General features: G+C 73.8%; 11 protein-coding genes. 6 read left to right on the forward strand and 5 right to left on the reverse strand.

The features are described from left to right. Window positions 1-9: 9 nt before the first annotated feature. The 5 genes from ACIHFD_RS55865 to ACIHFD_RS55885 all read left to right on the forward strand — a co-directional run bounded on the left by ACIHFD_RS55865 (window position 10) and on the right by ACIHFD_RS55885 (window position 5755). The gene (locus tag ACIHFD_RS55865; RefSeq protein WP_397373857.1) at window positions 10-2910 is read left to right on the forward strand and encodes a BTAD domain-containing putative transcriptional regulator; all 2901 of its coding nucleotides are present in this window, start codon (window positions 10-12) and stop codon (window positions 2908-2910) included. Window positions 2911-2984: 74 nt separating this feature from the next. Next, window positions 2985-3179 carry a hypothetical protein gene (locus ACIHFD_RS55870; protein ID WP_192789616.1) on the forward strand — a complete coding sequence of 65 codons (195 nt, stop codon included), beginning with the start codon at window positions 2985-2987 and terminating at the stop codon, window positions 3177-3179. An 88-nt stretch (window positions 3180-3267) separates the two neighbouring features. Continuing rightward, window positions 3268-3441 (forward strand): hypothetical protein, encoded by a 174-nt coding sequence (locus ACIHFD_RS55875; protein WP_350733688.1) that lies wholly within the window; start codon window positions 3268-3270, stop codon window positions 3439-3441. Window positions 3442-3455: 14 nt separating this feature from the next. Further along, window positions 3456-3953, forward strand: coding sequence for a hypothetical protein (locus ACIHFD_RS55880; RefSeq protein ID WP_397373858.1), 498 nt, complete (start codon window positions 3456-3458; stop codon window positions 3951-3953). Then, window positions 3950-5755 (forward strand): ABC transporter ATP-binding protein, encoded by a 1806-nt coding sequence (locus ACIHFD_RS55885; RefSeq protein WP_397373859.1) that lies wholly within the window; start codon window positions 3950-3952, stop codon window positions 5753-5755. Before ACIHFD_RS55880 ends, ACIHFD_RS55885 begins: the two co-directional genes overlap by 4 nt. Here the strand turns inward: ACIHFD_RS55885 and ACIHFD_RS55890 are convergent. The 5 genes from ACIHFD_RS55890 to ACIHFD_RS55910 all read right to left on the reverse strand — a co-directional run bounded on the left by ACIHFD_RS55890 (window position 5728) and on the right by ACIHFD_RS55910 (window position 11748). Then, window positions 5728-6216, reverse strand: a complete 489-nt coding sequence (locus tag ACIHFD_RS55890; RefSeq protein WP_397373860.1) for a S26 family signal peptidase — start codon at window positions 6214-6216, stop codon at window positions 5728-5730. The genes ACIHFD_RS55885 and ACIHFD_RS55890 overlap by 28 nt on opposite strands. After that, a complete protein-coding gene (locus ACIHFD_RS55895; RefSeq protein WP_397373861.1) occupies window positions 6213-8054 on the reverse strand; it encodes an ABC transporter ATP-binding protein in 1842 nt (613 codons plus the stop codon). The genes ACIHFD_RS55890 and ACIHFD_RS55895 overlap by 4 nt, the downstream gene beginning before the upstream one ends. Further along, window positions 8051-8599 (reverse strand): hypothetical protein, encoded by a 549-nt coding sequence (locus ACIHFD_RS55900; RefSeq protein WP_363981509.1) that lies wholly within the window; start codon window positions 8597-8599, stop codon window positions 8051-8053. Before ACIHFD_RS55900 ends, ACIHFD_RS55895 begins: the two co-directional genes overlap by 4 nt. 63 nt (window positions 8600-8662) lie before the next feature. Beyond that, window positions 8663-8848 (reverse strand): hypothetical protein, encoded by a 186-nt coding sequence (locus tag ACIHFD_RS55905; RefSeq protein ID WP_350733697.1) that lies wholly within the window; start codon window positions 8846-8848, stop codon window positions 8663-8665. Between the two features lie 179 nt (window positions 8849-9027). Continuing rightward, the gene (locus tag ACIHFD_RS55910) at window positions 9028-11748 is read right to left on the reverse strand and encodes a tetratricopeptide repeat protein (RefSeq protein WP_397373862.1); all 2721 of its coding nucleotides are present in this window, start codon (window positions 11746-11748) and stop codon (window positions 9028-9030) included. An 87-nt stretch (window positions 11749-11835) separates the two neighbouring features. On the opposite strand from ACIHFD_RS55910, the gene ACIHFD_RS55915 reads away from it, so the two are divergent. Then, window positions 11836-12360, forward strand: coding sequence for a MauE/DoxX family redox-associated membrane protein (locus ACIHFD_RS55915; RefSeq protein WP_350733700.1), 525 nt, complete (start codon window positions 11836-11838; stop codon window positions 12358-12360). The last annotated feature ends 9 nt before the right edge of the window (window positions 12361-12369 follow it).

The raw sequence follows: 12369 nt of genomic DNA on the forward strand, positions 1-12369 counted from the left end.
CGGCGGGACGTGAAGTTCCGGATGCTCGGACCGCTGCGGATCGAGGGCGACGACCCGCCGGCGGGATGGGCGATGATCACGGCTCCCAAGCAGCGGACCGTCCTCGCCATGCTGCTCGCCCGGGCGGGCCACGTCGTACCGATCCGGTCGCTGGTGGCGGAGGTCTGGGACGACCAGCCGCCCCGCTCCGCGGTGGCGAACCTGCGTACGTACCTCATGCAGTTGCGCAAGCTGATGCCGCCCGCGGCCGACCCGGCCGTGGAGCGGCTGGTGACCTCGGACGCCGGTTACCTGTTGCGGGTCGAGCCCGAGGAGTTCGACCTCTTCCAGTTCGAGGCGCTGTCCGCGCACGCCCGCCAGGCGCTGGGCAGGCGCGATCTCAGCACCGCCCTGGACTCCTACACCCGGGCCCTCGCGCTGTGGCAGGGGATGGCGGCCGAGGACGTGCCGCTGGGGCCGACACTGCGGGAGGTGGTCGCGCGGCTCACCGACCACTACCTGAGCGTGGTGGAGGAGCACGCGGACATCCAGCTCGCCCTCGGCAGGCACGCGACGGCGGCCAAGCGGCTGCGCGAGGTGATCGGGCAGTACCCGCTGCGCGAGCGGCTGCACGGCCAGCTCATGGTGGCCCTGTACCAGAGCGGCGACGTGGTGGGCGCGCTGGACGCGTTCGGGGCCGCCCGGAAGGTCCTCGCCGACGAGCTGGGCATCGATCCGGGCCCTGACCTGCGCAGACTGCATCAGCTGATCCTGCGCAGGGACCCGGCCCTGCTGTCGGAGGAGGAGGCCCCCGCCGACGACGGGCGGCCCAGGCCGCGCCAGCTGCCGCGCGCGCCGAGCGTGTTCGTGGGCCGCTCGGCCGAGCTCGCCCGGATCCACGCCGTGCTGGGCGCCGGCGCGGGGCCGCCCGTGCTGGCGCTGCACGGCCCCGGCGGGATCGGCAAGTCGACGCTCGCCATGAAGGCGGCGTACGGCGTGGCCGACCGGTACCCCGACGGCCACCTCTACGCCGACCTCCAGGGATCGACACCGAGCCTGTCGCCGTTGCGCCCCGACGAGGTGCTCGGCCGCTTCCTCCGCGCGCTGGGGGTGCCTCCGGGCGAGGTGCCCGCGGCGCCGGCGGAGGCGGCCGCCCTCTACCAGTCGGTGCTGGCCGACCGGCGCGTCCTGGTCGTCCTCGACAACGCCGTCGGCGCCGCCCAGGTGGCTCCCTTGCTGCCGGCGGGCGGTGGCTGCGCGGCGCTGGTCACCAGCCGGTCGGCTCTGACGACGCTGGACGCCGTACCGATCGCCGTGGACATGTTCGACGAGGAGCAGTCGGTACGGATGCTGGCGCTGCTGGCCGGTCAGGCGCGCGTGGCCGCCGAGAAGGAGGCGGCGGCCGAGATCGCGAGCTGGTGCTGCCACCATCCGCTGGCGCTGCGCATCGCCGGCGCCCGCCTCGCGGGCCGGCCGGACTGGTCGCTCGCGGGCTTCAACGAGCGCCTGAGCAACCAGCGGCGGAGGCTGGACGAGCTGCAGGCGGCCGACCTGCGCGTCCGCTCCTGCTTCGAGGTCGGCTACGCGACCCTGACGAGCGCCGCGAGGACCGTCTTCCGCCTGTTCGGCGTGCTGGAGGTGCCGGAGGTGGGCGTCGAGCTCGTCGCCGCGCTGGCCGACGTCGACCTGAAGACCGCCGAGACTGTGCTCGACGAGCTGGTCGAGGCACGCCTGATCGAGCCGGTCGGCGAGAGCCGGTTCCGCACGCACGACCTGCTGCGGCTCTTCGCGGGGGAGCTGGCCGCCTCCCACGACTCGCCGGAAGACCTGGACCGGGCCGTACGGCGGGCCCTGGACTGGTACCTCGACCTCTGCCACCAGCTGCGCGACCTGCTGCAGTCGCACCTGGGAGCCGGCGGCGGGACCCGGGAGCGCCGGCGCGATCCCGGCCTGGTGCTGCGTGACCCCGCCGCGGCCGTGCGGTGGCTCGACACGGAGCTGCACTGCCTGGTCGCGGCCGCCGTCCAGGCCGCGCGCGGGGAGCCGGAAACGGCGCGCTTCGCCATCGAGCTGATGACCCTGGTCAAGGCCACGGTGATGAAGGGCGGCTACTGGCGGGAGCTGGAGACCATCGCACGGCTCGCCATCGAGGTGGCGCGACGCGACGGCGACCGCGGCGCGGAGGCGTCCACGCTCGCGACCCTGGGGCTGCTGGAGTGGCGGGCCGGCCAGGGGGAGGCGGCCGGCGGCCACATGCGGCGCGCGCTCGAGCTCTGGCGCGACCTGGGCAACCGCGAGGAGGAAGGGATGGCGCTGCACAACCTCGGCTGGCTGCACATGCAGACCGGCGACCTCAACGCGGCCCTCGGCCGCATCAGCGCGAGCCTGCGGCTGCTCAAGACGCACGGGTCCAGGCGCGTCGGGCTGGTCGGCCACAGCCTGGGCGAGCTCCTGCTCCAGCTGGGCAGGGACGCCGAGGCGGTGGACCGCTTCGAACGGTGCCTGACCGTCCGCCGGGCCGATCGCGACCTGAACGGCGAGAGCATCACGCTGGCGGCGCTCGGCCGCGCCTACTGCCTGCTCGACCGGCGGGACGAGGCGCTGGCCGCGATGGACGAGGCGCTGGCCCGCTGCGAGGAGACCGGCAACCGGGAGGACGAGTGGGAGGTGCTGCTGAGCAGGTCCGAGATCCGGCTGCGGCAGGGCGCCCTCGCCGCGGCCGAGCGCGACCTGGTCAGGGCCCTGGAGCTGGCCGCCCAGATCGGCGACGCGTACGGCTACGCCGCCTGCACCCGCCAGCTCGCCAGGGCCCGGACGGCGTCGGGCGACCCGCGTGCCGCGGGGGACGCCCGGCGGGCCGAGGAACTGTTCGCGGATCCGTCGATGCGCCTCAACCCGGTGCTGGAAAGGCTGCTCACCGCCCAGGTGTAGCGCGGCTGTATCGGTCGCTGTATGTCCCCCAAATAGCGTTTCGGCCTGACCGCATCGCTATACAAGGAGCGAACATGACTTCTGTCTTGGGCAAGCTCGGCGACAGGATTCTCGACAGGCTCGTCCCGAAGGCGTCCGCCAAGGCGGCCGCGGAGTGGTACGTGCACTGCTACTGCAGGGAGCGTTCCGACTTCAGGAAGATCTGCACGACCGCCGGCGGCACGACCCGCTGCGGGTCCTGCTACGCCTTCAGGGTCTGCGGCGGCTAGGTAGAACGCGCGGACCGGCGGCGGCCTCCTCCGCCGCCGGTCCCCGGACACGTTCGGCGCGTCCGTCACGCCGCTCGGCCGGCCACACGTGATCCGCAATCTCGTCCTGGCGGCGTCCGGCGCCACCGGGCTCGCCGCATGGGCCGCGTCCGGCGCGGCGGTGGCGCATCCGGCCGGTGTCGCGCTCGCTCTCGTCGCCGCCGCCGTGGGCGCTCTGCTCGTGGTGCGCCTCGACGACCTGTTGGAGCTGTTCACCGCCTGAAGAGGGGTTGTCCGATGCCTTTCCTGATCGTCGCCGTCGTGCTGGTCGGCCTGCTGTGCCTGCTGGACCTGGTGCTCACCTTGGGCGTGCTGCGCCGGCTGCGCGAGCACACCGCCGAGCTGGAACGCCTCGCGGGGACGTCGACGCTCATGCCGTACGATCCCCGCGTGCTGGTCGGGCGCACGCTGCCGCAGGACGTGGCGGGGCCGCGGCTCGTGGGCTTCTTCGACGTCGGCTGCGACACCTGCCACGAGCGCGCGCCGCAGTTCGCCGCGGAGGCCAAGGGGCAGAGCGCCCTGGCGGTCATCTCCGGCGCCGTCGAGGAGACCGCGGACCTGGTCGAGGTGGTGGGCGGCGTGGCGAGCGTCGTCACGGGCGAGGACGCGCTGCGCATCGTGCAGGCTCTCGACATCCACGCGTTCCCCACGTTCCTGCGGACCGACGAGGACGGCAGGGTCGTGGCCGCGGACACGGAGCTGACCGACCTCGCCGCCATGGCACCGGCGAAGTGACCCGTCGCGCCGCCACCCTGGCGCTGCTGTGCTGGCGGGCCGGGCCGGTGCTGGCGGTGTGCCAGCTGGTCGCCACCGTCCTGGCCGGACTGCTGCCCTCGGCCACCGTGTGGGCGACCAAGACGCTCGTCGACGGGCTGGCGACAGGCCGGCCGGAACGCGTGCTCACCCCGGTCGCGGGCCTCGTCGTGCTGGGGCTGGTCGCCGGGGTGCTGCCGCAGCTGACCGGCTATCTGCGGGGCGAGACGGATCGCCGGCTGGACCTGCTGCTGCAGGATCGCCTGTACACGCGGGTGAACACGTTCCACGGCCTGTCGCGGTTCGAGAATCCGGTGTTCCTCGACGAGCTGCGCATGGCCGCGCAGGCGACGGGCAACGCGATGGGGCCGATCACCTCGGGCCTGTTCGACCTCGGGCGCAACGTGATCGCCCTGACCGGGCTCCTCGTCGCCCTGGCCGTGCTGAGCCCGCTCATGGCGGGCCTGGTGGCGCTCGCGGCGCTGCCCGTCCTCGCGGCGAGGATGTCCCTGGAGAAGCGGCGGATCAAGATGATCGCCGGGCAGTCCGCCGCGGCCCGGCGGCAGATCTTCTACTCCTCCCTGATCACCGACGTCGAGGCCGCCAAGGAGGTCCGGCTCTTCGGGCTCGGCGACTTCCTCAAGCGGCGGGTGCTCGGCGAGCTGGCCGTCCTGCAGTCGGGGGAGCGGCGGCTGGACCGGCGGGAGGCGCTTACGCAGTCGGCGCTCGCGGCGCTCTCCGCCGCGGTCAGCGGCGCCGGGCTGCTCTGGGCGGTGTACTCCGCCCTGGACGGCCGGCTCACCCTCGGCGACGTGACCGCGTTCGCCGCCGCCGTGGCGGGCACGCAGGCCGCGCTGACCGCCACCGTGGACAACGCCGCGAACGCCCGCCAGGCGCTGCTCCTGTTCGCCCACCACGAACGGGTGATGTCGCTGCCCGGCGACCTGCCCACGCCCGGCGAACCGGAGCCGCTGCCCGCGCTGCGCCGCGGCATCGAGCTGCACGACGTGTGGTTCCGGTACGACGAGAGCCATCCCTGGGTGCTGCGCGGGGTGGACCTGACGATCCCCCACGGCGCCTCCGTCGCGCTGGTGGGGCTCAACGGGGCCGGCAAGAGCACGCTGATCAAGCTCCTGTGCCGCTTCTACGACCCGTCCCGCGGCGCGATCCTCTGGGACGGCATCGACATCCGCGACGTGCCACCCGCCGAGCTGCGCGCCAGGATGGGCGTGCTCTTCCAGGACTACATGAGCTACGACCTGACCGCGGCGGAGAACATCGGCGTGGGCGAGGTCGAGGCGATGTCCGACCGCGCCAGGCTCCGGACCGCGGCCGAGCTGGCGGGCGCGCACGAAACCGTCCAGGCGCTGCCCCGGGGCTACGACACCATGCTGAGCCGCGTCTTCTTCGGCCCCGAGGACGACGATGACCCGCAGGCGGGCGTGACGCTCTCCGGGGGCCAGTGGCAGCGCCTGGCCCTGGCCCGCGCGCTGGTGCGCGAGCGCCGTGACCTGCTCATCCTCGACGAGCCCAGCTCAGGCCTGGACGCGCAGGCCGAGTACGAGGTGCACCGCCGGCTGCGCGAGCACCGCGCGGACAACACCAGCCTGCTGGTCTCGCACCGGCTCGGAGCGGTCCGCGACGCCGACCTGATCGTGGTGCTCGGCGACGGCCGGATCGTCGAGCGGGGCACCCACGACGAGCTGATCGCGCTGGGCGGCCGGTACGCCCACCTGTTCGCCACCCAGGCCAGCGGCTACCGCGAGGGCGCCGACATCGGCTGAGCGATCTTGCGCAGCACCACGCCGAACAGGCGATCCGCCGCCAGGTAGCCGGACTGCCGGGAGTCGAGCGAGTGGTCCGGATTGTCGCCCAGCACCACCAGGCGTCCGGCCGGCACCCGCGTGCCCGGCTCGGTCCGCAGCGCGGGGACGGTGTCGCGGGGGATCGGGTCACCCGGGACGGCCGCGACGCGCTTGATGATCCAGCCCGGGCCCGCGCCCAGCTGCCGGTGCGGTTCCCGCGGGCGCTCGCCCGGCCGGGCGTGGGCGAAGCCGCTCAGCACGACGACCTGCCCGGGGCGCAGCGATCCCGGCGGCGTCCGCCGTACGAGGACGCGCTCACCCGGCCGGTACGCCGGCAGCATGCTCTCCCCCTGGACGGTCACCACCAGGTATCGCCGGCGTACCCGGAGAACGGCGAGAACGATGCCGACGGCCGCCAGCACGACGATCGCGCCGGTCACCGCGACAGCTCCACGTCGTCCCGGTAGCCGGTCGCCTGCCGGGCGAACAACTCGGCGTACGTGCCGCCCTCGGCCAGCAGGGCGGCATGCGTGCCCTGCTCCGTGACGACGCCGTCGGTCAGCACCACGATCCGGTCGGCCGTGCGGATCGCGCCGAGCCGATGGGTGATGACCACGCTGGTCCGCCCCGACCTCAGCGTGGCGAGCCGGCCGTGCACCTCGTACTCGGCCTCGGGGTCCAGGCCGGCGCTGGGCTCGTCGAGGATCATCAGGTCCCGGTCGCGCCGCAGGAACGCCCTGGCCAGCGCCAGCCGCTGCCACTGCCCGCCGGAGAGCAGCACTCCGGAGTCGGCTTCGTCCTGCTCGTCGTCCGGGTCCTGGGGGAATCCACGGCTCAGCAGCGTGCGGTAGCCGTGCGGCAGGGCCGCGACCACGTCGTGGATCCCGGCGTCCCGCGCCGCCCGCTCGATCCGCGCCGGGTCCTGGGCGGCGGCGAGGTCGCCCACGGCGATGTTGTCGGTCGCCGTCAGCTCGTACGACACGAAGTCCTGGAAGACGGCGCCGATCCGGGCACGCAGCGTCTCCGGCGGCACGTCGCGGATGTCCACGCCGTCCCACAGGACCGCCCCGCGCGTCGGGTCGTAGAAGCGGCACAGGAGCTTCACCAACGTGCTCTTGCCGGCGCCGTTGCGCCCGACCAGCGCGACCGTGCACCCGTTCGGGATGAACAGGTTGACGCCGCGCAGGATCCACGGATGGTCCGGGCTGTAGCGGAACCAGACGTCGCGCAGCTCGATGCCCCGGCGCAGGGGCGGCAGCGACGGGTGAGTGCCCGGCGCCGGCAGATCGGACTCGGCGGTCACGATCGCGACGTGGTGATGAAGGGTCAGCAGGTGCTCGTACGCCATCACGCCGGCCGACACCATGCTGTCCAGCGCCGCCTGCACGCCGGCGACCGCCGCCACGAACATCGCCACGTCGCCGACGCTGAGCCGTCCCTGTCCCGCCGCCAGGATCGCCCAGATGAGGCCCGCTCCGGCCACGACCGCCGAGGCGCCTGACAGACTCGCGTGGATGCGGAGCTCCCGCCGATCCATCCGGCGGCGTTCGGCGTTCGCGGTGCGCAGCTCGGCCAGCATGCGAAGCCGCAAGAAGGCGCCGAGGTCGAACAGGCGGATCTCCTTGGCGGCGTCCGCGGTGGACATCAGGTGCGCGTAGAACCCTTCGCGACGCTCGGCCGGCCCGATCCGCCACAACATCGTGTTCCGTTGCCGCGACATCCGCAGCTCGATGAGCAGCGCCGGCAGGGCCGACAGCACGACCAGGATGGTGAAGGCGGAGTTGACGAGTGCCAGGGACGCGACGAAGCCGGCGACCGTCACCGCGCTGCGAGCGGTGGTGAGCGCGGTGTCCACCAGCCTGCCGGGGTTGCTCGCGCTCTGCTGGGCCAGCCGCAGCCGATCAAGGAATGCCGGGCTCTCGAACCTGGCCAGACCGGTGAAGCCGGAGACCGCCGCGAACAGCTCGTCCTTCGCGTGCAGCGCCGTCCTGCGATCCACCTCGGCACGCAGGTAATGTCCCGCGTGCGCCGCCACGGCGGCGGCCGTGGTGACGGCGGCGACAGCCGCCGCCAGGGCGAGCAGCGTGTCGGTCTGCCGTAGCGCCACCCCGTCCAGCACGGCCTTGGTCAGCCAGGCCACGGCGATCGGGGTGGCCGAGCCCACCAGCGTGACCGCCAGGTACGCAAGGACATGGACGGGCGCCGACCGCCACACCATCGCGGCGGCGCGTGCCGCGCTCCTGGCCAGCCCCCGCGACGTCGGCGCCGGCTCGCTCACGCAGGCGACCCGGCCGGCAGCCGGGAGATCTCGGGCGCCACCGCGAGCAGCCTGCCGCCCGCCGTCACCTGGAGGAACGTCGGGAACGAGTGCACGCCGAACGCGTTGCTCACAGCGCTGTCCACGATCACCTGGGCCACGGGCTTCAGTGCGCTGACCATGTCCGCGGGGTCACCCGATCGGTTGTCGACCACCGCCAGCACCCGCGAGCGGTCCTGGCCCGCGGCCCACGAGGCGAAGCCGGGAAGCTTCTCATGGCAGCCGCGGCAATCGGGCGACAAGAACGCGACGACCGTCCCGTCCGGCAGGAGATCCCGGGTGAGAGGGCTCCCGTCCACCGTCGTCGCCTCAAAATCACCGGCGACGTCGCCGACGGCCGGCCCCGCGCCCGGCCCGGAAGGGCCGCCCATCAGGTCGACGGCTTCATACAGTCCGTCCAGCAGCTTGGTGTGCTCCCGCAGCCGCCGGATCACGCCGAGGGTCAGCACCAGACCCACGAGGCACAAAGCGCCGATGAGGGCCACGACGGCGATCAAATAGGACATGAGACAACCTTCCGTGTAAAGGGCCCGGCCGGCCCGCCAGCCGGGCACCCGCTCAACGTGCGGTCACGAGCAGTAGATGTAGCTCTTGCAGCCGCCGCAACTGCGGCTGCCGTTCGGGTAGTAGCAGCAGTACTTCGCGGTGAACGCCGGGAAACTGCAGCACTCATAACCGCAGTCGGTAGCCCTGGCCACGGAGTGCGGCGCGATCAGCTCGAGGAGCCGGTCGGCCATTCTGGTCACGACGCGCATCGAACTTTCCTTTCGGTTGTTCCGGCGGGACGGCGCCCGCCCGTGCGGAAGCGGTACGCCGGACCACGCCGCCGTCCCGCCGCCCGTCGCAGCGTGCGCCAGAGGCCTGAGCGATTTCTCAATGAATTCTTAACGGCCTGTTTCGGCAGTCCAGGCGGGCGATCGCAGGCGCGTGCGGATCAGGGACGGTGGAAGGAGACGATGCGGTCGCGGATCTTCGCCGCCTGCGCGTCGTCAACGGCGTCGAAGAACTCCGCCGCCTGCTTCCAGGTGTCGAGCGCGGCCGCGATGTCACCGGCCGCGACGTGCGTCTCGCCCAGGCGGACCAGCGTCTCGGCGGCCGCGTGCGGGTCGTCGCAGTCGCGCAGCAGCTCCGCCGCCCGCTCGAAGCAGGCCACCGCCTGCGCGTAGTCGCCTTTGAGGTGCAGGACGTGGGCGACGCTGTCCCACGCGTGCCCCTCGCCCTGGGTGTATCCGAGGCCGGCGAGGAGCCGCTGGGACCGGCGGCAGTCGGCCAGCGCCTCGTCGTACTCGCCGAGCTGGGCCCGCAGCCAGCCGGAGTTGTTCAACGCCCGCGCCTCCCCGCCGACGTCGCCGGCCTGCCGGAACAGCTCCAGCGCGTGCAGGGTGTGGCTCAGCGCCTCATCGGGTCGCGTCCGGCTCAGCGCGACGGTCAGGCCGAGGTGGACGTGCGCGCGCAGGACGGGTTCGCCGAGGTCGCGGTGCAGCTCGACCGCCCGCTCGAAGTGCTCGACCGCCTCGCCGTCGCGGCCGAGCCGGGCGTGGGCGCGGGCGATGCTGTTGTGGCAGCGGGCCTCGGCCAGCCGGTCGCCGAGCCGTTCGGCCGCGGCCAGCGCCACCGCGTGGGTGCGCAGGATCTCCTCCCAGAGGCCGCGCCGCTGCATGAACTCCGCGAACGCCCACGCCAGCCGCCACGCGTGGCCGTCGAACCCCGCCGCGGTGGCCTCCGCCAGCAGCGCGGGCAGCGCCGCCGACGCGTCGGCGTACCACCACAGGGCCTCCGCCGGCCCGGCGAACCGCTCCACCACGGTGCCCCGCGCCGGCGGGTCCAGGAGCAGGTTGTCGCGGTGCGGGTAACACATCCCGTTCGCGGCGCAGGCCGAGTGCAGGTAGTAGTCCAGCAGCCGCCGCGTCGCCGACCGCCGTGCCGCCCGGGTGTCGGCGCCCCGCGCCTGCTCCGACGCGTACACGCGCAGCAGGTCGTGCAGGCGCAGCCGGCCGGGCGCGCGGATCTCGGCCAGGTTGGCGCGGTCGAGGTGCGCGGCCAGCTCCCGCGTGCGCCCCACCGGCAGGGCGGCCAGGCTCGCCGCCGCCGACAGCGGCAGGTGCGGCCCCGGGTGCTGCCCGAGCCGCCGGAACAGCCGGGCCGCCGGCACGGGCAGGTCCCGGTACGAGCGCCCGAACACGTGGCGCAGGTCGATCGCGGGGTCGCTGTGCGCGAACGGTTCCAGATCGGCGTCGGCCCGCTCGAGGTCCGCGGCGGCCTCGGCCAGCGGCAGATCGGTGCGCTGCGCCAGCTGCGCCGCGACGATCGCCAGCGCCAGCGGCAGCCGGCCGCACCGGCGGATGATGTTCGCGGTGGCCTCCGGCTCGGCCGCCGGCCGGGCCTCGCCCAGCCACGCCACCAGGAGGTCGTGCGCGTCGTCGCCGGGCAGGACGTCCAGGCCGACCAGGTGCGCCCCCGCCGTGACCGCGAGCCCGGACAGCTCGGAGCGGCCGGTCACCAGCGTCAGGCACCCCGGCGCGGTGGCCAGCAGCGGGCGGACCTGGGTGGCGCTGCGGGCGTCGTCGAGCACGACCAGGACCCGGCGGCAGTCCAGCATGCTGCGGTAGAGCCCGATCTGCGCCTCCACGCCCGACGGCACCTGCGCCTCCGTGACCCCGAGCGCGCCCAGGAACCGGGGCAGGACCACAGCTCCGTCGGCCGGGTCGATCGTGCTGAGATCGGCGTACAGCTGCCCGTCGGGAAAGCGGTTGCGGTGCAGGTGGGCCCAGCGCAGGGCGAGCGACGACTTGCCCACCCCGGGCGGCCCGGAGATCGCGCAGACCGCCGCGGCGGCCTGCTGTTCGCCGATCGCGGCCAGCCGGTCCAGCTCGGCCGACCGGCCGACGAAGTGCCGCAGGCCGACCGGCAGCTGTGCCGGGACCGGCCGCGCGGCCTCGGTCGTGTCGCCGGAGCGCAGCAGCTTCCGGTGGACGCTCCGCAGCGGCGTACCCGGTTCGACGCCCAGCTCCTCGGCGAGCGTCCGGCGTACCTGGGCGAAGTGGGCCAGCGCCTCGGCGGTCCGCCCCCACGCGTGCAGCGCCTCGATCAGCGCGGCGGCCACCAGCTCGTCCAGCGGGTACTCCTCGGCCAGCGGCGACAGCGCCGCCACCGCGGCCGCGGCGTCCCGGCCGGTGACCACCCGTGCCCAGCGCAGCAGGAGCTCCCTGCGCTCGTCGCGCAGGCGATGGCGGGCCCGTTCGGCCCATTCGCCGGGCAACCCGGTCAGCGGATCGCCACGCCACAGCGCCAGCGCCGCGCCCAGCGGCGGCACCGGGTCCGGTACGGCCATCGCCTGGTCGGCCAGGCCCCGGAAGCGCGGCACGTCCACCGCGGACTCGTCCACGTCGAGCAGGTAACCCCCGAGCCGGCGGACGACGGCGCCCTCATCCGCGAGCACGTCGCGCCGGATGCGGGTGATGATCGTGTACAGGGTGCGCCGCGCGCCGGGCGGGACCTGATCGCCCCAGACCCGGGCGAGGAGCGTGTCCACCGGCACGACCCGGCCGACCTCCCAAGCGAGCGCGGCGACGGCGAGCGCGACCTGTGGAGGACGTACGGGCCGGGTCTGCCCCGACCGCTCCACCTCCACCGGGCCGAGTAACCGGATCAGCACGACGGTCCACCCCTTGCTCGTGGATCTTCGAAGACTAACGCAGTGGCGCTCTTGCCGGATTTGCGCGGGCATGGCAGGTTGCGGTCTATGCAGTACGTCGATGTGGCGAGCAGACTGCTGCTGCTCACGGTGTTCGTCCTCGCGCTGGCGAGCAAGGTCTCCAGCCGCCGGGCCTGGAACGAGTTCGTCCAGTCGATCAAGGCGATGGCGGTGATCGACAACGCCAGGGCGCCGGCGGCCGCGACGGCGACGGCGGTGGCCGAGGCCGGTGTCATCGTGCTGGCCGCGGTCCCCCTTCGCTGGGCCGGATCGGCGTCGTTCGTGCTCGCGGCCGGGCTGCTCGGCTGCCTCACCGTCGCCGTCATCATGGTGGTACGGAGGGGCGCCGCCGTTCCCTGCCGCTGCTTCGGCGCCTCCCGGACGCCCCTGAGCATGGCGCACGTGGCCCGCAACGGCATCCTCATCGCGGTGGCGCTGCTCGGGCTGGCCGCTTCCTTGGTGAACGGCTCCTTCGATCCGGCCATCGTCGCGATCGTCGGTGTCTTCGGTGCCGTACTGGGCCTGCTCATGGCCCGGTGGGACGATCTCGTCTCGCTGCTCCGGACGACCTGAGCCGGCGGC

This window comes from Nonomuraea sp. NPDC051941, assembly GCF_044593615.1.